Consider the following 21,989-nt stretch of genomic DNA (forward strand, 5'->3'; position numbering starts at 1 on the left):
CTTTGATTGGCACCCTGAGCTTAGAGATTGCAGGCGTAAAAATTCGATGGCATTTAAGGCATTAGCCGTCAAAAACGCGTAAAAAAAGCCCTTTCCGTCGGGCAAAGGCAGAACTGAGCCCACCTACACTCGACAGCTTCCCCTTAGATAGGTGAGTATCTGTATTCATATGTCGCCGGAGTGACCTAACTACCCATGAAAATTATCATTCTTGGGGCAGGCCAAGTGGGCGCAACCCTAGCCGAACACCTTGCCCGCGAGGAGAACGACATCACCGTCGTCGATACCGACGGCGCAAAACTGCGCGAGCTGCACACCAAGCTGGATATCCGCACGGTGACCGGCGCAGGCTCCTACCCGATCGTGCTGCGCCAAGCGGGCTGCGAAGACGCCGACATGCTGATCGCGGTGACCAACACCGACGAAATCAACATGATCGCCTGTCAGGTGGCCCACACGCTGTTTCGCACGCCCACCAAAATTGCCCGGGTGCGCTCCACCGCCTACCTCACTCGTAAAGGGCTGTTCGCCCACGAAGCGATTCCCATCGACGTGCTGATCAGCCCCGAGCAGGTAGTCACCGACCACGTACGCCGCTTGATCGAGCACCCCGGCGCGCTACAGGTGCTGGAGTTTGCCGGTGGCTTAGTGCAGCTGGTGGCGGTGAAAGCCTTCTATGGCGGCCCGCTGGTGGGTCAGGATCTGGCGTTTTTGGGCAAGCACATGCCCAACGTGGAAACCCGCGTGGCGGCCATTTACCGCCGCAACCGGCCAATCATTCCCCGAGGCGACACGGTGATTGAAGCCGACGATGAGGTGTTTTTTCTCGCCGCCCGGCGAGATATCCGCGCGGTGATGAGCGAGCTGCGCAAGGTGGAGCGGGACTTCCGCCGGGTCGTCATCGCCGGAGGCGGCAATATCGGCGAACGCTTGGCGGAGCACTTGGAGCACAGCCATCAGGTCAAGATCATCGAGCACAGCCTGGAGCGCTGCACCACGCTCTCCGAGCGGCTAGACCGCACCGTGGTGCTGCACGGCAGCGCCACCAGCAAGCGTCTGTTGGAAGAGGAAAACATCGAAGACTGCGATATCTTCTGCGCGCTGACCAACGACGACGAAGTGAACATCATGTCGTCGCTGCTGGCCAAACGGCTGGGGGCGAAGAAGGTCCTCACGCTGATCAACAACGCGGCCTACGTGGATTTGGTGCAGGGTGGCGATATCGACATCGCCATCTCCCCCCAACAGGCCACCATCGGCAGCCTGCTGACCCATGTGCGTCGGGGCGATATCGTCAACGTACACTCGCTGCGCCGGGGCGCGGCAGAGGCGATCGAGGCGATTGCCCACGGCGATAAGCAGTCGTCGAAAGTCGTGGGCCGCACCATCGCCGATATCGACCTGCCCGAGGGCACCACCATCGGTGCCATCGTACGCGGCAAAGAGGTGCTGATTGCCCACGGCGATGTGAAGGTGGAGAGCGGCGACCACGTGATTCTGTTCGTGATCGACAAGCGGCGTATTCGCGACGTGGAGCGCTTATTCCAGGTCGGGTTGAGCTTTTTTTAACAGCGGCTGGCGACGTTAGATTTCGACCGCGCGGCCAATGAACTCAATCGGACCAGTGGGCAGCCCGGTGGGCGAGCCAGTGTCATCTTCCAGCGTCAGCTCGAATAGCTGATTATCTTGCAGCGGCGGCAGCTGATCCAACCGCAGGCGCAGCGGTTGCCCCGGCTCGACGAGCCCCAGCGAGACGGGCGCTTGCCAATCATCGGCTTTGGTCCAGAACTCCAGCGCTTTGCCCTCCGGTACCTCGAAGGTGCCCAAAGGAATTAGCTGGATCTCCTGGCGATTCGCGGCCTGCACCACCCACCCCGCCGACTGAGTTTGCGGTGCGAGCAGCACCACCATGTACTCTGGCGTTGCAGGTGCGGTCGTCACGTTGGTCAACAGCACGCCCATGGCCAGCGCAGCCGCTAATCCTGCCCCTGCCACCCCTCGCCAAAACGGCAGGCTCTGCATCAAGCGGCGGCGTGGTCCATTCGGCCTGGGAGCGCGTGTGGGCACGGATGACGGGGCACGGGTAGCGGAGGCTTTGAGACTGCGCTCGATGCGCGGCCAGAGATAATCGGAGGGCGTGACCGGCTCCACCATCGCGGTGTAGGGGAAAAAGCGCTCTTCCCATGCCGCCACCGCTTTTTGCAGCTCAGGGTCGTTGGCTAAACGCGCCTCAAAGGCTTCGCGCTCGGCCATGGGCAGCGTGCCTAGCACGTACTCACCGGCCAGGACATGAAGATCATCGGGTTCGTTCGAAGGGCTCATGCCATACACTCCCGTAAGCGAAGCAGGCTGCGCTTGATCCAGGCTTTGACCGTACCTAGCGGCGCGCCCGTGTGCGCCGCAATCTCTGCATGGGACAAACCATCCACATAGGCATGCAGCACGCAGTTACGGCGTTCGGTTTCCAACTGCTGCAGGCACTCGTCCATCCGTTGGCCGGTTTGCCAATCGAAGGCATCCGTCACTTGCGACGCCTGCTGGAAGGTATCGTCGTCATCGAGTTCGTGGGGGTCGTTCAGGTCGACGCTCACTTCGCGGTCACGGCCGCGGATGGCATTCAGCGCCAAGTGACGGGCAATGCTGAAGATCCAGGTTCGGGCTGTCCCTTTTTGCGGGTCGAAGCTGTCCGCGCGCTGCCAAATGTTCAGGCAGGCATCGTGAACGATATCTTCCGCCATGCCTCGATCCTTCACGATGCGCAGCACGACACCCAGCAGCTTGGCACCTTCCTGTTGATAGAGCCGTTGCAGCGCTGCGTGCTCCCCCCGGGCACAGCGGGCGAGCGCATCAGCGTAATCGAATTCTTGAGCGGGCCTTACGTGGCCGTTATCGGTGCTAATGGTGTTAGCCTTACCTGTTTCAGGCATGTCACGTTCAGACACATCTTCGCTCCCTGGTAACGCGCCGCATCGGTCGTCGCACTGCCAGGAGCATAACGGCTAGGGAGCCTGGTGACGAGTCCCTAGCCTTACGAAGCTTAATAAAAGTGAGTCAGTGTTGGAACGCTTAGTTCGCGGTCCAGAAGATGTAGTCGGCTTGATAGGTGACGACCGCAGTGGCGCCGTCGTGGCCCTCGTCGCAGGCAACGTCAGGGGCAACGCCACCTTGGGTGTTCAAGCGCTGGATGTAGCTCACGCCGCTCATTGCGCCTTCGCCTTCCGCCGGGTTGGCTTCGACGAGCTGCAGCGGAATGTTGCCATCGCCATTCGGCGCCACGGCTAGCTGAGTGCCGGTAATTTTAGAACCGTCCAGGGCTTCCCAAGTGGCGGGCGGGCCGTAGTAGCTGCCGACCTGGGTGCCTTCGCTGTCGTTCAGTGCAGCGTGTGGGCCTTTAAATACCCAGCCCATGGTGCCGTCGTCCTTGGCTTCACACATGTAGGTAATCGCACCCACGCCGACGGTTTCGAGAGCGACGGTGTTGCCGTCCGGTACTTGGACGTCGGCGGGGGGCATGTCCGCCAACGCGGCGTGACTGAAGGATGCAATCAAGGTAGCGGCGAGCGTCGCACGCGTCATGTGTTGGATGGTCATTTCAGTCTCCTTGGGTTTTGTTCAACCGCTTTGAGTAGCGGCTGTATAGGGGATACACACAAGGAGACCGATTGGATGCACTCTTTTTGAAAAAAAGTTTGAGTGTTTAAAAATTAACGGCTCACCCCATCCACCGTGACCTGGCGCGGACAGGCATTGCCGTTGGCATCAAACAGGTGGCAGCGCTGGCCAGCGATTCCCAAGCGCGAAACCTGGCCCTCTTCCAGCCGTGTCAGGCCATCCAGCCGCTGGGTCACGGGGGTATCGATGCCCGCCAACTGCCAGTGGGCGAGGGTTTCATAGCCCAGCTTTTCGGCCACCATCAGCGTAGCGCTCAACGTTGCATCCGCTTGCTCAGCCGCCACGAAATCCTCGGCCCGCAGTCCCAGGGTGGCCCTATCGCCTGCCTGAAGCTGATGACCGTTGACCGCCACCGCCAGCGTTTCACCGCTATGCAGGCGCACCACGGTCTGACGCTCGCCGGGGTCGACCACCGTTACCGGCAGCGTATTGATCCGCGGCGAGCCGATGAACTCGGCGACTTCCAGGGTGGTAGGAAAGTGATACAGCGACAGCGGCGCGCCTACCTGGGCAATACGTCCTTTCGAGAGCAGCACGATACGGTCGGCCAGGGTCATCGCCTCCACCTGATCGTGGGTGACGTAGATCATGGTGGCGTTCAGGCGCTTGTGCAGCGCGGCGATCTGTACCCGCATATCCACGCGCAGCGCGGCATCCAGATTGGAGAGCGGCTCGTCGAACAGAAACACGGCAGGCTCTTTGACCAGGGTGCGGCCAATGGCCACCCGCTGGCGCTGGCCGCCGGAGAGGTCTTTGGGCTTGCGCTCCAGAAGGTCGGTGAGATGCAGCATCTCGGCGGCGTGCTCCACGCGGCGACGGATCTCCGCCTTGTCGGTACGCGCCAGCTTCAAGCCAAAGGCCATGTTCTCCGCCACGCTCATGTGCGGGTAGAGCGCGTAGGATTGGAACACCATGCCGATGTCCCGCTCCTGGGGCGGTATCTCGTTGATCCGCTGGCCATCGAGCTGCATATCCCCGGTGGTGATGTCTTCCAAGCCTGCAATCATGCGGAGTAGCGTGGATTTACCGCAGCCGGAGGGGCCCACGAAAACGACGAACTCGCCGTCTTCGATGGTGAGGTCGATATCCCGTGAGATTTCGACACCATCGAAGGATTTACCGATGCCGCTGAGGGTTAAACGTCCCATGGCGCATCCTCCTGGGTTTGCGGGCAGCGGGCAATCGCCACCCCAAACGGCGGCAGCGTCAGCGTACCTGCCTGCCACTCGCCGTTTAGCCACTTAGGCGCATCCTCCAATGCTTCAGCACCCTCGGGAGCCGAGCGGGTCACGGTTTGATCGCTAAAGTTCAGCGCCACCAGCAGGCGAGTTTGCTGATGGGTGCGCTCCAAACAGAGCACCTCGTCGCGTACCGGATGGTAGTCCACGTCGCCTTTCACCAGCGCAGGCTGCGTGCGGCGGAAGGCTAAAAACGCGCGGTAGGCATTGAGCAGCGAATCGGCATCCTGCTCTTGCTGGTCCACCGCCAAACTTGCGTGGGAATCGGGCACCGGCAGCCAGGGAGTAGCGCTGCTAAAGCCCGCATGGCGGGCGTCCGCCTGCCAGGGGTGCGGGGTGCGGCAGCCATCGCGACCTTTATAAGCAGGCCAGAAGGTGATGCCCGCCGGATCGACGAGCTGCTCGAACGTCAGCTCCGCCTCGGGCAGGCCCAGCTCTTCGCCCTGATAGAGGCATACGCTGCCCCGCTGGCTGAACAGGAACACCAAATAGAGGCGCAGCTTATCGAGCTGCCCTTCCGCCTGCCAGCGGGTTGCCAGCCGCGTTACGTCGTGGTTTCCCAGCGCCCAGCAGGGCCAGCCATCGCCAATGCGCGCTTCCATTTCGGTAAGCGTTTCGTGCAAGTAGCCAGGGTCGGCTTTATCGGTCAGCAGGTTGAACGAATAGCACATGTGCAGGCGCTTGCCGCCCTGGGAGTACTCCGCCATCACGCCGAGCGCATCGTCGTCACCCACTTCACCTACGCTCGTGGTGCCGGGGTACTCATCCAGCAGCGCCCGCAGCCGCTCCAGGAAAACGAGATTTTCCGGCTGAGTCTTGTCGTAATGGTGGAGCTGATAGCCGTAGGGGTTGTCGGGGCGAACGCCCAGGAAGCTCTCGGTAACTTCCTGGCGCGGCGGGTTGTCTTTTAACTCGCCGTGGGTGCAGAAGTTCACCGCATCCAGCCGGAAGCCATCCACGCCGCGCTCCAACCAGAAGCGCACCTCTTCCAGCATGGCGTCGACCACCGCAGGGGTGCGGAAGTTGAGATCCGGCTGGCTGGCCAAGAAGTTATGCAGGTAGTACTGGCAGCGGCGGGTATCCCACTGCCAGGCGCTGCCGCCGAATACCGACTGCCAGTTGGTGGGCGGCGCGCCGTCGGGTTTGGGATCGGCCCATACGTACCAGTCGGCTTTGGGGTTGTCGCGGCTTTGGCGGCTCTCTTCGAACCACACGTGCTGGTCGGAGGTGTGGGACATCACCTGATCGATCGTCACTTTCAGCCCCCGCGCGTGGGCCGCTTCGACCAGGCGGTCGAAGTCGTCCAGCGTGCCGAACATGGGGTCGACATCGCGGTAGTTGCTGATGTCGTAGCCGAAATCTTTCATCGGCGAGGTAAAAAACGGCGACAGCCAAATCGCATCGACGTTTAATGACGCGATGTAGTCGAGCTTGTCGATCACCCCTTGCAAATCGCCAATGCCGTCGCCGTGACTGTCCATAAAGCTACGCGGGTAGATTTGGTAAATCACCGCGCCGCGCCACCAGTCGGCTCCTTGGCTGCCAACGTAGTGAGAAGTAGAAGGTGTCTGCATCATGATCCTTATCCTTGTTATTGCCGTCGGTATCTCGATGAATAGAGAGATGGCCCATGCTCGGCATGATGCAGGCTACGCCGCTTGATAGAATCCTCCCCCACTGGGCATACCAGGCGTAGGCCCGGGGAGGAGTGATCACACGGCGCCTCACTCCCCCTGAATATGCGCCATGAGTTGCCCTGCCAGCGCAATGGCTTCGTCCCGGCGGCGAATGCTCTGCTTTTGGTAAAGGCTGCGGATATGGGTCTTGATGGTCGTCGGCGCCACCGAGAGCTGTTCGGCAATCTGCTCATTGGAGAGCCCGGCGTAAATCAACCCCAGGATTTGCCATTCGCGTCGGGTGAGCGGCGAGGTGCGAATCAGCTCCGGCACGTCAGGTCTTGCGACAATATCGGCGATCACCGTTTCGTCCAGCATCAAGCGTCGGGCGCTTCCAAAATCTTTCTGCTGACCCGCCAGCGCCAGCAGCCGCTCTACCCTCGCCTGCTCCAGCGCTGAAAGCGGACCGTCCGTCAATACGCCCGACAGCAGATCTCCCAACGGTTTGCCCATGCGCAAAAAGCTGCCTATCAACGCCGTGCGAGACGCCAAACTGAGCGCTTGATGCATGTGGCGGCGGGCTTGCGCCTCCTGGCCAGCCGACCACGCAGCGGCCGCGAGGCAGAGCTGGTTGCGATTGGCATCGGTGACCAGCCCAAGTTTTTGAGTATGGACTTCGAGCGCTTCCAACAGCGCGCGGGCCTCATCAAAGCGGCCCAGCAGCGTGAGCGCCCGGGCGTGATTGCGTACGTTACACTGCGCAAAGTGGTTGGTGGCCCCGTCGGTGATGGGGGCGGGCGCTTCCTGACGCCAGCGCTCTACCGCGTCGAGGTCTTGCGTGGAGTGCCACCAGGCCAGCAGCGTGGCGTGGGCATTGGCCACCCAGTCGATATGGTAATCGCCTTCGGCCAGGATTTTACGCAGCCGCCGAATATGATCAGCGCACTGAGCCTGATCGCCACGGCTCTGGGCAATTTTGGCCAGTTGAATGTGGCACTGCAGCGTCCAGCGCTCGCCCTGGTTGTCCAGTACGGCAATGCCTTTGAGCGCGGCCTGCTCGGCTTCATCCAGGCGGTGCCACTCCCAAAGCACCTGGCTGCGAATCCGGTAGAGAAACTCCGCCACGGGCAGGTGCTCGAGTTCTGCCCGCTCCAGATGGGCAAAAGCGCGCTCTTGAATGTCGTAAGCGGCCTGCAAGCGCCCCTGGGCCACCAGCGTTTCCGACTGATGGCAGAATGACCACAGCAGTAGCTGGTGATCTTCTCGCTGGCGTGCCAGACGCTCCACCTCGCGCACCCGTTGCAGCGACTCGTCCAGATAGCCCAGCACGAAACGCGCCTCGCTCAAGATGGCGGTCGCGGTCAGCGGGGTGGAGGCTAAATAGCGGGCGGGCACGGCCAGCGCCTGTTCAGCGAGCGGCGCAGCGCGCTCGGCGTTGCCCTGATTGATCGCTAATTGGGCGCGCAGGGTGGCAAACTCGGCCGTCAGCCGCTGCCACTCTGGGGCCTCCAGCTGCGCTTCGATCCATTGGATGACTCGTGCGGTGATATCGAACTGGAACTGCGCATGGGAGACCCAGCCATAGAGCAGCGCCAGCTCTGGGCGTGTCGAGATTTTCGGCTCCCCCAGCAGCCCAAGCCCTTGAGCCAGCAGTGCGTAGGCCCCGCTGGCCAACAGCGCTGGCCCTTGCGCGACCAGTAGACTAGCCACCTCCTCGGGCGATTCCGCCAAAATGGCTTGGCGCAGTGCCATGATCGGGTCGTTGAGTGCCAGCCAGGCTTGGCTGGCCCGCTGGTGCAGGGTGCGCTGGGTGGCCAAGCTAAGCTCGTGGCGGCGGTGGCGCAGGTACTCCCCGAACAGCCGTTGAAAGCGGTACCACTGGGCGTGGGGGTCGGGCCGCTCGATGAATAGCCCCGCTTGCTCGAAGGCATCGAGCCGCTGGGTAAGCCGCTCGCCCTCCAGCAGGCGCGCCATCAATTCAGGTGAGAAGCGCTCCAGCACACCGAGCTGCAGTAGTAGCTCTCGCTCCTCAGGGGGCAGCGCCTCGGCCAGCCGTTCATCGAACCAGGCCACAAAATCGGGATGACCGCCGTTTAGCCGCTCGACCAGCGCATCGAATCCGGCGCGAGTCGTCGTACGCTCCACCAGCCAGTTCAGGGCCATCACCCAGCCGCCGCTGCGGCGCAGCGCCCGCTCCAGGCTCACCCGAGTAGGCGGAAAACTGAGCTGCTCGGCGCAGAGGGTTTGCGCCTCTTCGCTATCGAAGGCCAGGGCGCTTAGATCGATCTCTTCGAGTTCGCCGCGCAGCCGCAGGCTGGCAAGGCCCAGCGCAGGCCGGGAGCGACTGGCCAGGGTCAGGGTCAGCCAGGGCGGCTGATGACGCAGCCAGTGGGCAAGCCCCGCCAGAATATCGGGGTGCGTCAGGTGCTCGAACTCATCCACGACCAGCCGACAAGCCGTCCGCTGCTTCGGCAGCTCGCCCAGCCAGCGCTCTAGCTGCTCCACGCAGTCCGCCGCCTCAGACAAAGGCGACAGCGGCGCATCCTCACGTAACAGCGTATCGATGGCGGCTTGCCAGTAGCGTAAAAAGCGCTCGGGCCGATTGTCGCGCTGGTCCAGGCGCAGCCAAGCGGCGTCTTGCTCCAGGGCGGGTAGGCGTTCTGCCAGTAGCGTGGTCTTTCCGTAGCCCGACGGGGCTTGAACGAGAAGCAGGCGCACGCGCTCGTTCAATGCAAAGGCATCATTGAGGCGCGGCCTTGCCACGACGCCCAGTGGCAACGTCGGTGCGGTAAGCTTTTCTTGTAGCAGCGGCATGGCCCTCTCCTATGTGTCTACCAACGTCCTCGTCTATGACTTAGGCTACTTATTTGGACAATAAAAAGCCCGCGACGAGTCGCGGGCAACCGGCATGGGCAGATGGCGCTCATGCCGCCATGAGATCGAAAGCAGTCTTGCTAGCGAGCGGTACTCCCCTAGAACCATACTTCGGTTTGGACACCGAAGGTGAACTCACCACCTGTGAAGCCGTCGCTGCCCAGCGAGCTGGCACCGTAGCTATTCAGGCTCTCATCCCAGTCGCTGTAGGTGGTGAACAGACGGATTTCAGGACGCTTCCAGAACCCGCCCACTTCCGGCTTGAAGGTCGGGGCGATGGTGAACTTCATGTAGTCGCCGTCCACCGCATTGCGGCCGCTGTAACCCTGCGGTTCGAAGTCCATCCACTGGTAGCTGGCTTCGTACTGCATTTCGAAGTTTTGGTTGATTTCGTTCGCCAGGCGAACGTTCAGCGTGGCCCAATCATAGCTATCGCCACTAGCAAAACGGTCGTCGCTGGTTTCCGCCAGGATGGCCGGCGCAATGCGCCACTGCGGGGCAATGTAGGTCGTGCCGTAGAGGGCAAGGCGCGTGGCGCTGGCATCATCGGTCAAGTCGCCGTTGCTACCCAAGCCTTTCACCTCGGCACCCAGGCCTTGGCCGTGCAGTACGGCGGCCTTGAAGTTACCGTCGCCCAACCCAAAGAAGCTATCACCGTGGTAGGCCACCATGGTGTGCCAACCGGTATCGGCAGCGGTTTGGCCCACGCCGATGTCGCGCTCGTCGTTATCGGCAGCGGACATGCCGTTGACCATCACCTGCCAGTTACCGAAGTAGTTGTTGGAGGTCAGGACAAGGTTGTCGGTATCGCTGTTTTCGCCGTCCAAACCGGGGTTTTCACGGTTGACGACCGGGAAGTCGCTGAAGCTGCGACCATAGAGCGAGAAGTTGGTTTTCCAGTTCTCCGCCAGCTGCACGTCGTACACACCACCACCGGTACCGGCGAGAAAGACCACGTTGCTGTCAAGCCAGTGAATGTCGAAGTTATTGCGATCGAAGCGCTTACCCGCCCAGATCGAGGCGTTCTCGAAGGCCCCTGTAAAGCTCGGCAAATCGCTGAACTCTGCGTACACCTGACGCACGTTCAGGTTGGTGTCATCGCCCACCCAGTCGTTGCTGGAATTGGTGCCATGGGCCAGCATGGTGGTGTAGCGGGCTTTGGCGCCGTTATCGAACTGCATGCGGTAGTTCAGGATCGCTTCAGAGTAGGTGTCCGGCTCGTTGCCCAAACGCCCCACCGCCCCACCGTTACCACCGGCGGGCGTTAGGTACGGGCCACCCGGTGCACTTTTGCCATCTTCACCAATCAGCAGGCCAGATCGGGCGTAAACGTTAAACGAAAAGCCCTCTTCGCCGCTGGCCTGGCGTTCGACGCGGGCCAGGCGCTCTTCGATATCGGCATTGGTAGTCGCCGCAGCCGGGGCGCTGGATGCAGGCGCGGTTCCGCGACCTTGCTCGGCTAGCTCGGCGCGGCGCTCGGCCGCTTCAGCTCGCTGCTCAGCGGCTGCAATGCGTGCTTCCAGCTCGGCAAAGCGCTCTTCCAAGGTCATATCGGCGTTAGCGGCACCACAAAGGGCAAGACTCGCCGCAGCAACGGCCATGGCTAACGGTGTTTTGAATGTCGTTTTATGCATTGTTGTTCAACCCCAGTGTTAAATCCTATTGTTTTATATCCCGAACGCCCGAACCCGTTTGGTTCCTACTTTTTGCTCACCGGCCCCAAAACCGGTGTAAAAAAGCCAGCGTTTCAGTGCAGCCACCCGTGCCATAACTGCTAACCGCCGGACCCTGTGTCGGCCGCGCAATGAGGCGATTTTAACCAACGTGTTGCAAAGCAACTTTCGTGTTGTGTGAAGATAGAGTGACAAGTGAAACTTAATCGATTAAGAGCTCGTAAACCAACAAGCTTTTACTAATTATCGACCAATATCTAAAGCACTATTTATCTTAGAGAAACCGAATTGAAATAGATTAGACAAAAGTCGCTATTGAACTTCACGACGACAGACGGCTAACTGGCAGCGCACTTAATCGTTTAAGTAGGCGCTATGAGCGCATTGATACCCCATCACCCACAACAATAAACGCCGAGGAACGCCGTAATGAAAAAGACACTACTCACTTCAGCTATCGCTTTGGCCAGTCTTGCCAGTACCACCGGGTCTGCCCAGGCGGCCGAACTGACAATCTCCTGTGGTGCAGTTGGCGCAGAGTTGACCCTTTGCCAAGAAGGCGTACGCGCTTGGGAAGAGAAAACCGGCCACAGCGTCGATGTGGTTTCAACGCCCAACTCGTCTACTGAGCGCCTGTCTCTCTATCAACAAATTCTCTCCGCTAACTCCAGCGATATCGATGTGATGCAGATCGACGTGGTATGGCCCGGTCTGCTAGCCAACCACCTGCTCGACCTGCGCGAAGTACTGGGTGAAGACGCCGCAGTCGGTCACTTCGACACCATCGTGACCAATAACACCATCGATGACCGCCTGGTCGCCATGCCCTGGTTTACCGATGCGGGTGTTCTTTACTACCGCGAAGACCTGCTGGAAAAGCATGGCCACGAGGTGCCCACCACGTGGCAAGAGATGACGGAGATCGCGCGCGATATTCAAAACGCCGAGCGTGAAGCGGGCAACGACCGTATGCAAGGCTTCGTGTTCCAAGGCCGCGCCTACGAAGGCCTGACCGTCAACGCCCTCGAGTGGGTTGCCAGCTTTGGCGGCGGCACCGTGGTCGATAACGAAGGCGAAGTGACCATCAACAACGAGCGCGCTGCCCAAGCGCTGGATCTGGCCGCCTCTTGGATTGGCGACATCTCCCCGGAAGGCGTGCTGAACTACACCGAAGAGGAAGCACGGGGTGTTTTCCAGGGCGGCAATGCCGTCTTCATGCGCAACTGGCCCTACGCGTGGTCACTGGCCCAGAGTGACGATAGCGACGTGCGCGGCAAAGTAGGCGTCGTGCAGCTGCCTGCCGGCGGTGAAGAGGGCCAGAGCGCCGCGGGCCTGGGCGGCTGGAACCTGGCCGTGTCGCGCTACAGCGAGCATCCTGAGATCGCCGCTGACCTGGTGGCGTATCTGACCGGTGAAGAAGAGCAAAAGCGCCGCGCCATTCAGGCTTCTTACAACCCGACGATCGATTCGCTCTACCAAGACCAGGAAGTGCTGGATGCCGTGCCCTTCTTCGGCACGCTTTACGATACGTTCACCAACGCGGTGGCCCGCCCCTCTGCCCCCACGGGCGATGCCTATGGCCGTGTCAGCAACGCGTTCTTCAGCACCTCTCATGACGTGCTGTCCGGCACCAAAGATGGCGCTCAAGCCGTCGCCGACCTTGAAGGCGAATTGCTGCGCCTGAAGCGTCGCAACTGGTAAACGCGGAGACACCTATGTCGAGCTCTTCTCACCACTCTCACCAAAACGCGCCCCTCGGGGCGCGTTCCGCCACGCCAGCGCGGCGGCAACGGGGTACCAAGGTCCGCCGCCAACGCGTCAAGGCGGCGTGGCTGTTCTTAGCCCCCATGCTGATTGCCCTCACGCTGGTGGCGGGCTGGCCGTTACTACGTACGTTTTTCCTGAGTTTTACCGATGCGTCGCTCTCCGATTTGGGCTCGGCGAATCTGATCGGTTTCGAAAACTACCTGGTCTACGACAACGGCCGCTGGTTTGGCGTGCTGGCGGACCCAGTGTGGTGGCAGTCCGTGTGGAACACGGTTTACTTCTCGGTGGTGTCGGTATCGCTGGAAGTCGTTTTCGGCGTCATCGTCGCACTGATTTTGAACGCAGAATTCAAAGGCCGCGTGATCGTTCGGGCGGCCGTGCTGATTCCCTGGGCCATTCCTACCATCGTGTCGGCTCAGATGTGGGCGTGGATGCTCAACGACCAGTTCGGCATCATCAACCACCTGCTGATGATGGTCGGTATTATTGATAACCCCATCGCTTGGACCGCGAGCGCCACCTACTCCATGTGGGCGGTGATCATGGTCGACGTGTGGAAAACGATTCCCTTCGTGGCTCTGTTGGTCCTGGCCGCGCTGCAGATGCTGCCCAAAGATTGCTACGAAGCCGCCGAGGTGGATGGCATTCATCCGGTGCGCGTGTTCTTCAAGGTCACGCTACCGCTGATTACCCCGGCGCTGATGGTAGCGGTCATCTTCCGCCTGCTGGATGCCCTGCGGGTCTTCGACGTGATCTACGTGTTGACCTCCAACTCCACCAGCACGATGTCGATGTCGGTCTACGCGCGCCAGCAGCTCGTCGAGTTTCAGGACGTCGGCTACGGCAGCGCCGCATCCACGCTGCTGTTCTTGATCATCGCGCTGGCCACCGTGGCTTATCTCTACCTTGGCCGCAAACAGATTCAATTGGGAGGTGACTGATGAACAGCCGTCAGTTAGCCAAAGTAGCGAAACGCGTCGGGTTCTGGGCACTGATTGCCGTCATCATGGTGTACGCGGTCTTCCCGTTCTACTACGCCGTCATTACCTCGGTAAAACCCTCCAGCGACCTGTTCCGCGTGGAGCTATGGCCCTCGACCTGGAATCTGGACAACTACGCACAGATCTTTAGCCAATCGAGCTTCGTGAGGGCGATCTTCAACTCGATCATCGTCGCGTTCAGCGTGGTATTCATCGCGCTGCTGCTAGGCATCACCGCTTCTTACGCGCTGGGTCGGGTACGCTTTCGCGGCCGCTCCACCGTGCTGCTGGTCATTCTCGGCGTGTCGATGTTCCCTCAAGTCGCCGTTCTCTCTGGGCTGTTCGAAGTGATTCGCGCGCTGAACCTCTACAACAACCCGGCAGGCCTCATTCTCAGCTACACCATCTTTACCCTGCCCTTTACGGTGTGGGTGCTCACCACCTTCATGAAGCAGCTCCCCATGGAGCTGGAAGAGGCGGCGATCATGGATGGGGCAACGCCCTGGGTGACCATCACCAAGGTATTTCTGCCGCTGATGTGGCCCGCCATGGCGACCACGGGCCTGCTCGCATTCATCGCCGCCTGGAACGAGTTTCTGTTCGCACTGACCTTCACACTGACCGATGCGCAGCGCACGGTGCCGGTTGCGATTGCCCTTCTGTCAGGCGGTAGTGCCTACGAACTGCCCTGGGGGCCGATCATGGCAGCCTCCGTCGTGGTCACCGTACCGCTGGTGATTCTGGTCATCATTTTCCAGCGCCGCATCGTGTCCGGCCTGACCGCGGGTGCCGTGAAGGGCTAACCGCCTTCACACCATGGTCCCATGAATTCGCTGATCAAACTCAGCAACCGTTTTTAAGGAACACAGTAATGCAAGACAACATGATGTGGTGGCGCGGCGGCGTTATTTATCAAATCTATCCGCGTAGCTTCTTGGACAGCCGCGGCGACGGCGTAGGCGATCTGAACGGCATCACCGAAAAGCTGGATTACGTGGCCTCCCTCAACGTGGACGGCATCTGGCTATCGCCCTTCTTTACTTCTCCGATGCTCGACTTCGGCTATGACGTGAGTGACTACCGCGACGTAGACCCCATGTTCGGCACGCTGGAAGACTTCAAGGCGCTGCTGGAAAAAGCTCACTCGCTGGGCTTGAAAGTGATGATCGACCAGGTGATCAGCCATACCTCCGATCAGCACCCCTGGTTCCAGGAGAGCCGCCAGAATCGCACCAATCCTAAAGCCGACTGGTTCGTATGGGCCGATCCGAAACCCGACGGCACGCCGCCCAACAACTGGCTGTCGATTTTTGGCGGCTCGGCGTGGACCTTCGACTCCCGGCGCCAGCAGTACTATCTGCACAACTTCCTGACCAGCCAGCCGGACGTGAACTTCCACCACCCGGAAGCCCGTCAGGCGCAGCTCGACAACATGCGTTTCTGGCTGGATTTGGGCGTAGACGGCTTCCGCTTGGATACGGTCAACTTCTACTTCCACGACGCCGAACTGCGGGACAACCCGCCGGTACCGACAGGCGAAGCCAAAACCCTGGGGGCACCGGAAGCGAACCCCTACACCTGGCAGCGCCATGTCTACGACCTCAGCCGGCCGGAAAATCTGGACTTCCTCAAAGACCTGCGTGCGCTGATGGATGAGTACCCCGGCACCACCACCGTGGGTGAGATTGGCGACGATAATCCGCTAGAACGCATGGCCGAATACACTGCCGGTGGCGATAAGCTGCACATGGCGTACACCTTCGACCTGCTCAACATGCCCCACTCCGCCAGCTACCTGCGCGAAGTGATCGAACGCTTCCAACGCTTGGCGGGCGACGCCTGGCCTTGCTGGGCCACGTCCAACCACGACGTGGTGCGCAGTGCGACCCGCTGGGGCGCTGAGGAAGACCCCCACGCCTACCCGAAAGTCATGCTGGCCATGCTGTTCTCACTGCGCGGCAGCGTGTGCCTGTACCAAGGCGAAGAGCTGGGCCTACCGGAAGCGGACGTGCCCTTCGAGCGCATTCAAGACCCCTACGGCAAAGTGCTGTGGCCCGAGTTCAAAGGCCGCGACGGCTGCCGCACGCCCATGCCCTGGACCGACGGCGAACAGGGCGGCTTCTCTCCGGTGGAACCGTGGCTGCCCATGGAAGCTCGCCATTTGGAGTTGGCAGTAAGCCGCCAGCAGGATGACCCCAACGCCACGCTCAACACCGTACGGGCCCTGCTGGCGTTCCGCCGCAGCCACCCGGCGCTGTTTGATGGCGATTTGTCCTTGGTCGATGTCGGTGACGACCTGCTCGGCTTTACCCGTCAAAAAGGCGACGAGACCTTGCTATGTGTTTTCAACCTGACCGGGCAAGAGCAGCAAACCACCCTGCCCGTCGAGGTCGCCAGCGACTTGCCGGTCGCCCATTTTACCGCCACGCGAGACGGCAGCACACTCACGCTGCCCGCGTACCAAGCCGCCTTTATGCAGGTTGCCTAAACGCCGCCCATAACAGTTAATAACGATAGCCGACCCGCTCAGGTCGAGGTCGGCAAGGAGTTACCATGGCAAGTGTTACGCTTGAAAAGGTCAACAAGGTATTTGGCCGCGACCACATCATCAAAGACGTCGATCTTTCCATTGGCGACGGCGAGTTCGTCGTGTTCGTGGGTCCCTCCGGCTGCGGTAAATCCACCCTACTGCGCCTGATTGCAGGGCTCGAATCGATCACCGATGGCGACCTGAACATTGGCGGCACCGTGGTGAACGACCTCCCCCCCCGCGAGCGCGGCGTCGGCATGGTGTTTCAGTCCTACGCGCTCTACCCGCACATGACCGTCTACGACAACATGGCCTTTGGCCTAAAGCTGGCCAACACTGCTAAAGAGACCGTTCACGAGCGGGTAATGAGCACGGCCAAAATCCTGCAGCTGGAAGAGCTGCTGCACCGCAAACCCAAAGCCCTCTCTGGCGGCCAGCGCCAGCGCGTGGCGATGGGACGTGCCATGGCGCGGGAGCCGCGCATTCTGCTGTTCGACGAGCCGCTCTCCAACCTGGATGCCTCGCTGCGGGTGCAGATGCGTAACGAAATCGCCCGCCTGCACAACCGTCTTGGCTCTACCATGATCTACGTGACCCACGATCAGGTCGAAGCCATGACCCTGGCGGATAAGATCGTAGTGCTCAACCGGGGCCATGTGGAGCAAGTGGGCAGTCCCCACGAGCTGTACCAGCGTCCGGCCACCCAATTCGTCGCGGGCTTCATTGGCTCGCCTACCATGAACTTCATGCCCGCCGAGCTGATCAGCGGCGCCGCCGACGGCTGCCGCGTCAAAGCAGCGGGCATCGGCGAGGTCTCACTGCCCCAAGCGGGCGACGCTTACTCACAGGGCACCTCGCTCACGCTTGGCGTGCGGCCCGAGCACCTTCGCTTGGAAGCGCCTCAAGGCGATAACTGCTTCGATATCGTCAACGTCGAGTACCTGGGCAACGAGGTCTACGTCTATCTGGAGCCGAAAGCGGGCTCGACGCTGCTGATCCATCGCAGCGAAGCGCCCAGCCAGTGGCAAGAGGGCCAGCAGGTGTCGCTGGTACCGGATACCGAACACGTCCACCTGTTCGATGAGAGCGGCGCCGCGTTGACACTAGCCAAGGCGCGCTCGGCCGCTTAAACACGGATAGAAAGACCCATAACGGCCTTGGCTGGATGAGGCACCTTGCAAAGAGGGTAGTCGTCAGACCGTCAAGGCCGTTATTCTTGTGCGCGACAATTCAATAATTAGCCTGCGCTGTAAAGGCGTCCGGCACGCACTCTCTCCGCCCATACTCTTCACCAGTTTAGGAAGCTCCGTGACCACCCCTCGCCGAATGACCTTAAAGGACCTTGCGCTCGAACTCGGCGTTTCTACTGCGACGATTTCCAACGCCTTCAATCGCCCCGACCAGCTCTCTCCGCTGCTGCGCGATCGCATTCTCAAAGAAGCCAAACGCCTGGGGTATAACGGCCCCGATGCCAAAGCGCGCAGCCTGCGCACCGGCCGCTCCAGCATCGTGGCGGTGATTCTGGCCGAAAGCCTGACTTACAGCTTGAACGATGCCGTCGCCAGTGAGTTTCTTTCCGGTGTAGCGGAAGTCCTGGATGCCCATGGCCATACCCTGCTGCTGCTTCCAGGCCGGGGGCACGCATCACAACCGCCCGGCTCGGCCAACATTGCCGATGGCTTCATCGTCTACGGCCTGATGCCCAACAATAAACTGTTGAACGAACTGCCGTCGCAGCGTCCGCTGGTCTCGGTCGACTTCGATATCGACGGCTGCCCCACGGTGCATATCGATGACCGTGACGCTAGCTACGCCATGGCCATGCATGCCCTTAAACAGCGTCCTACCCGGCCTGCCATCATCAACCTGCGGCTGACCAGAGAGCCCTGTAATGGCCGAGTAACGAAGGCGCATACGCTGCTTCCCGACAGCAGCACGATCAGCCGAGCACGCCTCGCCGGGTTTCACGCCGCGCTCAGTGAACACGGGTTCGATACCGATACCATTCCGCTATGGAACATCGAGGAGAACGTGTTCGATGTGTGCTCGCCGGTGATCACCGAGATCCTCGATCAGCCAGCAGAGCAGCGTCCCGATCTGCTGCTGTGCATGTCGGATCGGATTGCTCTGACCGCGCTGACGCTGGCGGAACAGCGAGGCATCCAGGTGCCGAAGGCGTTACGCATCACGGGGTTCGATGGCATTGCCGAAGGGCAATATCGTGCCCCTCGATTGACGACCGTGCGCCAGGACAGCGCGGGCAAAGGACGTGTCGCGGCCAAAATGATTCTGGGGCGAATACCCAAGACCCAACAGCTGCTCCAGACCGAGCTGCTGTTGGGCGATACCTGTCCTTAGCGGACAGCCCCTAAACGGCGGGATTACTGCGCAGTTTTCTGCATGGCGATGGCGGTATCCAACATGCGGTTGGAGAAGCCCCACTCGTTGTCGTACCACGCCATGATTTTCACCAACCGGCCATTAACGCGGGTGTGATTCGCGTCAAAGGTAGACGAGTGCGCATCGTGGTTGAAATCGATGGAGACCAGCGGCTGGGCGTTAACCGCCAGGACAGGGGAGTTCGCGGCGGCTTTCTCGACGATCTCGTTGATCTCCTCTTTGGTCGTATCACGTCCTGCAGTGAAAGTCAGATCCACCAGAGAGACGTTGATCACCGGTACGCGCACCGCCAAACCGTCGAACTTGCCCGCCAGCTCCGGTAATACCAGACCTACTGCAGCGGCAGCGCCGGTCTTGGTCGGAATCATGGAGTGGGTAGCGCTACGGGCACGGTAGGGGTCGGAGTGGTACACATCCGACAGGTTTTGGTCGTTGGTGTAGGCATGAACCGTGGTCATCAGGCCGTTTTCGATACCAACAGCGTCATTCAGCGCTTTGGCAACCGGTGCTAGGCAGTTCGTCGTGCACGACGCGTTGGACACCACGGTGTGCTCAGCGGTGAGGATGTCGTCATTCACACCGTAAACGATGGTGGCATCCGCGTCCGGGCTGGGAGCTGAGATCAGCACACGCTTGGCGCCCGCAGCAATATGCTTGGCAGCCGCCTCGCGCTTGGTGAACAGACCAGTACACTCCATGACGAGATCGATATCCATGGACGCCCAGGGTAGGTTGGCCGGATCACGCTCGGAGGAGATCGTAATACGATCACCATCTACGCTGATGCTTTCGGCGTCATGCTCGACACTGAAGGGGAAGTGGCCGTGAACCGTATCATGACGCAGTAGATGGGAATTAAGCGAAGGGTCACCCAGATCATTGATCGCAACGACCTGAACGCGATCACGGTAGCCGTTTTCATACAGTGCACGCAGTACGTTGCGGCCAATCCGTCCAAATCCGTTAATGGCAACTCTTATTGTCATGGTAGCACCTCAATCAAGCAGTGGTCGTAGATGGCGTATCCAGTAAAAAAATTACTAAAAATACGTATTTAATCACCTGTAGGCCGATTAAAACCTGCCATAACCGCCCCTAAAGGCTAATAACTATCCAATATGTAGTAAAATTACTATATAAAGGCTATCGTAGTCCAATACTTAATCAACGCTTCACCCGCCCTTTATCGGGCCACGTTCAGCAACGCTGCCCCCAGGAGCCCCTATGACACGCGCAACGTCCTCGACTCCCCTACGCCGTACCAAAATCGTCGCCACGCTTGGCCCAGCCAGCGACCGCCCTGGGGTATTGGAAGCCATGCTAAAAGCAGGCGTTGACGTGGTGCGCCTCAACTTCTCCCATGGGTCTGCCGATGATCATCGCAAACGCCTCAACGCTGTCCGCGAGATCGCCCAGCGCCTGGGCCGCAGTGTCGCCGCCCTCGGCGACTTGCAGGGCCCTAAAATTCGCATTTCGCGCTTTGCCGAAGGCGCCGTTCATCTAGAGGTCGGTCAACCGTTCGTGCTGGACATGGCACTAGATGCCAATGGCGGCAGCAGCGAGCGCGTCGGCTGCGACTACAAAGCGCTCATCGATGACGTCACCCCCGGCGACCGTCTGCTGCTGGACGATGGTCGCGTCGTGCTGGACGTCACGTCTATCGTTGGGCAAGAAGTTCACACCCGAGTTCACGTGGGCGGCAAGCTGTCCAACAATAAAGGCATCAATAAGCAAGGCGGCGGCCTTTCCGCCCCAGCGCTTACCGATAAGGATAAAGAAGACCTGAAAACCGCCATCGAGATTGGCGTGGATTACCTCGCCGTTTCGTTCCCACGCAGCGCCGCCGACATGCAGGAAGCGCGTGCTCTACTGGGTGACGAGGGCAAAGAGATCGGGCTGGTGGCGAAATTGGAGCGTGCCGAGGCCGTCGCCAACGACGACACCTTGGACGCCATCATCGAAGCATCGGAAGCGGTGATGGTCGCTCGCGGCGACCTGGGCGTAGAGATAGGCGATGAGGCGCTGATCGGCACGCAAAAGCGCATTATCAAGCATGCCCGTTCGCTGAATCGCGCGGTGATCACCGCCACCCAAATGATGGAGTCGATGATCGAATCGCCGCTCCCCACCCGTGCGGAAGTCTTCGACGTAGCCAACGCCGTGCTCGACGCCACCGATGCCGTCATGCTCTCGGCGGAAACCGCAGCGGGCGACTATCCGGTGGAAACCATCGAAGCCATGGACCGCGTCTGCCTGGGTGCCGAGCGCGAGCGCATTGCTCAAGCCTCCGGCCACCGCATCCATGAAGGCTTCGAGCGGATCGATGAAACCATTGCGCTCTCCGCCATGTACGCCGCCAACCATCTGACCGGCGTACGCGCCATTGCCTGCATGACCTCCACCGGCTACACGCCGCTGATTGCCTCGCGCATTCGGTCGGGCCTGCCAATCGTAGGCTTGGCCCATAGCCCCATCGCCCAGCGGCGCATGGCGCTCTACCGCGGCGTGGTCTCGCTTCCATTTGATACCACGCACATGGAGGCGACCGAAGTGAACCAGGAAGCCATCAAGCTGCTGAAAGCCCATGGATTGGCACGCCCAGGCGAGCATGTCATTCTTACTCGCGGCGACCACATGAACGCCCATGGCGGCACCAACACCATGAAAGTACTGGCCGTCGACGCCGAATGAATAACCGTCTCGACGGACGATGAATAACAAGCGAATGACCAGGAGAGCCATGCCATGAACGATGCCCGCCCACCCCGCCAAGCGGTGCGCACGCTGCAACCGCGCAAGCGTATTGCGTTGATAGCCCACGATGGCAAAAAAACCGAGATGTTGGAGTGGGCGACGCGCTGGCAGGAGACGCTGAGCCAGCACACGCTGATTGGCACGGGCACTACCGCCGGGCGACTGAAGACCGCCCTGGGGCTAGAGGTAGAAGGCTTGATGAGCGGGCCGCTGGGCGGCGACCAGCAGATCGGCGCGCGTATCGCCGAGCAGCAGCTCGACGTATTGATCTTCTTCTGGGACCCCTTTGCACCGCAGCCTCACGACCCGGATGTGAAAGCGCTGCTGCGTTTGGCGGCGCTGTGGAACGTGCCGGTGGCCTGTAATGCGGCGAGTGCTGACTTTCTACTCTCCTCGCCCTACCTGAGCGAGCGCTACGATATGTCGATTCCCGACGCGAATGCCTGGGCAAAAGCCCGCACGGTATAATAGGCACGCACGGTATA

At 60.6% G+C, this 21,989-nt stretch carries 17 protein-coding genes; 9 read left to right on the top strand and 8 right to left on the bottom strand.

Features of this window, described 5'->3' with window-relative positions; translation table 11 throughout:
- Window positions 1–195 precede the first annotated feature (195 nt).
- The gene (trkA, locus tag MHM85_RS11300) at window positions 196–1,569 is read left to right on the top strand and encodes a Trk system potassium transporter TrkA (protein WP_239286029.1); all 1,374 of its coding nucleotides are present in this window, start codon (window positions 196–198) and stop codon (window positions 1,567–1,569) included.
- A gap of 15 nt (window positions 1,570–1,584) precedes the next feature.
- On the opposite strand, the gene MHM85_RS11305 is transcribed toward trkA, so the two are convergent.
- The 7 genes from MHM85_RS11305 to MHM85_RS11335 form a co-directional block, all read right to left on the bottom strand.
- Entirely contained in the window at window positions 1,585–2,322 is a 738-nt protein-coding gene (locus MHM85_RS11305) for an anti-sigma factor (RefSeq protein WP_139528489.1), read from the bottom strand.
- Window positions 2,319–2,942, bottom strand: coding sequence for a sigma-70 family RNA polymerase sigma factor (locus tag MHM85_RS11310; protein ID WP_232068234.1), 624 nt, complete (start codon window positions 2,940–2,942; stop codon window positions 2,319–2,321). Before MHM85_RS11310 ends, MHM85_RS11305 begins: the two co-directional genes overlap by 4 nt.
- Before the next feature lie 124 nt (window positions 2,943–3,066).
- A complete protein-coding gene (locus MHM85_RS11315) occupies window positions 3,067–3,591 on the bottom strand; it encodes a DUF3455 domain-containing protein (protein WP_139528488.1) in 525 nt (174 codons plus the stop codon).
- A gap of 113 nt (window positions 3,592–3,704) precedes the next feature.
- Window positions 3,705–4,820, bottom strand: a complete 1,116-nt coding sequence (gene ugpC, locus MHM85_RS11320) for a sn-glycerol-3-phosphate ABC transporter ATP-binding protein UgpC (protein WP_139528487.1) — start codon at window positions 4,818–4,820, stop codon at window positions 3,705–3,707.
- On the bottom strand, window positions 4,808–6,487 hold the full coding sequence (locus MHM85_RS11325; RefSeq protein WP_239286031.1) for an alpha-amylase family glycosyl hydrolase: 1,680 nt from the start codon (window positions 6,485–6,487) through the stop codon (window positions 4,808–4,810). Before MHM85_RS11325 ends, ugpC (MHM85_RS11320) begins: the two co-directional genes overlap by 13 nt.
- Window positions 6,488–6,634: 147 nt before the next feature.
- A complete protein-coding gene (gene malT / locus MHM85_RS11330; protein ID WP_239286033.1) occupies window positions 6,635–9,340 on the bottom strand; it encodes an HTH-type transcriptional regulator MalT in 2,706 nt (901 codons plus the stop codon).
- Window positions 9,341–9,498: 158 nt separating this feature from the next.
- Window positions 9,499–11,034 (bottom strand): carbohydrate porin, encoded by a 1,536-nt coding sequence (locus tag MHM85_RS11335; protein ID WP_239286035.1) that lies wholly within the window; start codon window positions 11,032–11,034, stop codon window positions 9,499–9,501.
- Window positions 11,035–11,502: 468 nt separating this feature from the next.
- Here MHM85_RS11335 and MHM85_RS11340 point away from each other — a divergent pair, with 468 nt between their 5' ends.
- The 6 genes from MHM85_RS11340 (at window position 11,503) to MHM85_RS11365 (ending at window position 18,708) form a co-directional block, all read left to right on the top strand.
- Entirely contained in the window at window positions 11,503–12,774 is a 1,272-nt protein-coding gene (locus MHM85_RS11340; RefSeq protein WP_239286037.1) for an ABC transporter substrate-binding protein, read from the top strand.
- Between the two features lie 14 nt (window positions 12,775–12,788).
- On the top strand, window positions 12,789–13,781 hold the full coding sequence (locus tag MHM85_RS11345) for a sugar ABC transporter permease (RefSeq protein ID WP_139528482.1): 993 nt from the start codon (window positions 12,789–12,791) through the stop codon (window positions 13,779–13,781).
- The gene (locus MHM85_RS11350) at window positions 13,781–14,623 is read left to right on the top strand and encodes a carbohydrate ABC transporter permease (protein WP_139528481.1); all 843 of its coding nucleotides are present in this window, start codon (window positions 13,781–13,783) and stop codon (window positions 14,621–14,623) included. Before MHM85_RS11345 ends, MHM85_RS11350 begins: the two co-directional genes overlap by 1 nt.
- A gap of 68 nt (window positions 14,624–14,691) precedes the next feature.
- Complete coding sequence (locus tag MHM85_RS11355; RefSeq protein ID WP_239286039.1) at window positions 14,692–16,308, top strand: alpha-glucosidase family protein; 1,617 nt, start codon at window positions 14,692–14,694, stop codon at window positions 16,306–16,308.
- Between the two features lie 65 nt (window positions 16,309–16,373).
- On the top strand, window positions 16,374–17,480 hold the full coding sequence (gene ugpC / locus MHM85_RS11360; protein ID WP_239286042.1) for a sn-glycerol-3-phosphate ABC transporter ATP-binding protein UgpC: 1,107 nt from the start codon (window positions 16,374–16,376) through the stop codon (window positions 17,478–17,480).
- A gap of 178 nt (window positions 17,481–17,658) precedes the next feature.
- Window positions 17,659–18,708, top strand: coding sequence for a LacI family DNA-binding transcriptional regulator (locus tag MHM85_RS11365; RefSeq protein ID WP_231125665.1), 1,050 nt, complete (start codon window positions 17,659–17,661; stop codon window positions 18,706–18,708).
- Window positions 18,709–18,731: 23 nt separating this feature from the next.
- On the opposite strand, the gene gap is transcribed toward MHM85_RS11365, so the two are convergent.
- Window positions 18,732–19,736 carry a type I glyceraldehyde-3-phosphate dehydrogenase gene (gene gap / locus MHM85_RS11370; protein WP_139528478.1) on the bottom strand — a complete coding sequence of 335 codons (1,005 nt, stop codon included), beginning with the start codon at window positions 19,734–19,736 and terminating at the stop codon, window positions 18,732–18,734.
- A gap of 238 nt (window positions 19,737–19,974) precedes the next feature.
- Between gap and pyk the strand changes: the two genes are divergently transcribed.
- Window positions 19,975–21,441, top strand: a complete 1,467-nt coding sequence (gene pyk, locus MHM85_RS11375; protein WP_219863342.1) for a pyruvate kinase — start codon at window positions 19,975–19,977, stop codon at window positions 21,439–21,441.
- 54 nt (window positions 21,442–21,495) lie between these two features.
- Complete coding sequence (locus tag MHM85_RS11380; protein ID WP_239286044.1) at window positions 21,496–21,972, top strand: methylglyoxal synthase; 477 nt, start codon at window positions 21,496–21,498, stop codon at window positions 21,970–21,972.
- The last annotated feature ends 17 nt before the right edge of the window (window positions 21,973–21,989 follow it).

It is taken from the genome of Halomonas sp. McD50-4, from assembly GCF_022348135.1.
Classification (GTDB): Bacteria; Pseudomonadota; Gammaproteobacteria; order Pseudomonadales; family Halomonadaceae; genus Vreelandella; species Vreelandella piezotolerans.

What these genes read in the sequence shown, in the direction of transcription:
- MHM85_RS11355 (WP_239286039.1), top strand. Translation starts at nt 14,692, where the DNA reads ATGCAAGACAACATGATGTGGTGGCGCGGCGGCGTTATTTATCAAATC.
- trkA (WP_239286029.1), top strand. Translation starts at nt 196, where the DNA reads ATGAAAATTATCATTCTTGGGGCAGGCCAAGTGGGCGCAACCCTAGCC.
- MHM85_RS11315 (WP_139528488.1), bottom strand. Translation starts at nt 3,591, where the DNA reads ATGACCATCCAACACATGACGCGTGCGACGCTCGCCGCTACCTTGATT.
- MHM85_RS11325 (WP_239286031.1), bottom strand. Translation starts at nt 6,487, where the DNA reads ATGATGCAGACACCTTCTACTTCTCACTACGTTGGCAGCCAAGGAGCC.
- malT (WP_239286033.1), bottom strand. Translation starts at nt 9,340, where the DNA reads ATGCCGCTGCTACAAGAAAAGCTTACCGCACCGACGTTGCCACTGGGC.
- MHM85_RS11340 (WP_239286037.1), top strand. Translation starts at nt 11,503, where the DNA reads ATGAAAAAGACACTACTCACTTCAGCTATCGCTTTGGCCAGTCTTGCC.
- ugpC (WP_239286042.1), top strand. Translation starts at nt 16,374, where the DNA reads ATGGCAAGTGTTACGCTTGAAAAGGTCAACAAGGTATTTGGCCGCGAC.
- ugpC (WP_139528487.1), bottom strand. Translation starts at nt 4,820, where the DNA reads ATGGGACGTTTAACCCTCAGCGGCATCGGTAAATCCTTCGATGGTGTC.
- MHM85_RS11335 (WP_239286035.1), bottom strand. Translation starts at nt 11,034, where the DNA reads ATGCATAAAACGACATTCAAAACACCGTTAGCCATGGCCGTTGCTGCG.
- gap (WP_139528478.1), bottom strand. Translation starts at nt 19,736, where the DNA reads ATGACAATAAGAGTTGCCATTAACGGATTTGGACGGATTGGCCGCAAC.
- MHM85_RS11380 (WP_239286044.1), top strand. Translation starts at nt 21,496, where the DNA reads ATGAACGATGCCCGCCCACCCCGCCAAGCGGTGCGCACGCTGCAACCG.
- MHM85_RS11305 (WP_139528489.1), bottom strand. Translation starts at nt 2,322, where the DNA reads ATGAGCCCTTCGAACGAACCCGATGATCTTCATGTCCTGGCCGGTGAG.
- MHM85_RS11350 (WP_139528481.1), top strand. Translation starts at nt 13,781, where the DNA reads ATGAACAGCCGTCAGTTAGCCAAAGTAGCGAAACGCGTCGGGTTCTGG.
- pyk (WP_219863342.1), top strand. Translation starts at nt 19,975, where the DNA reads ATGACACGCGCAACGTCCTCGACTCCCCTACGCCGTACCAAAATCGTC.
- MHM85_RS11345 (WP_139528482.1), top strand. Translation starts at nt 12,789, where the DNA reads ATGTCGAGCTCTTCTCACCACTCTCACCAAAACGCGCCCCTCGGGGCG.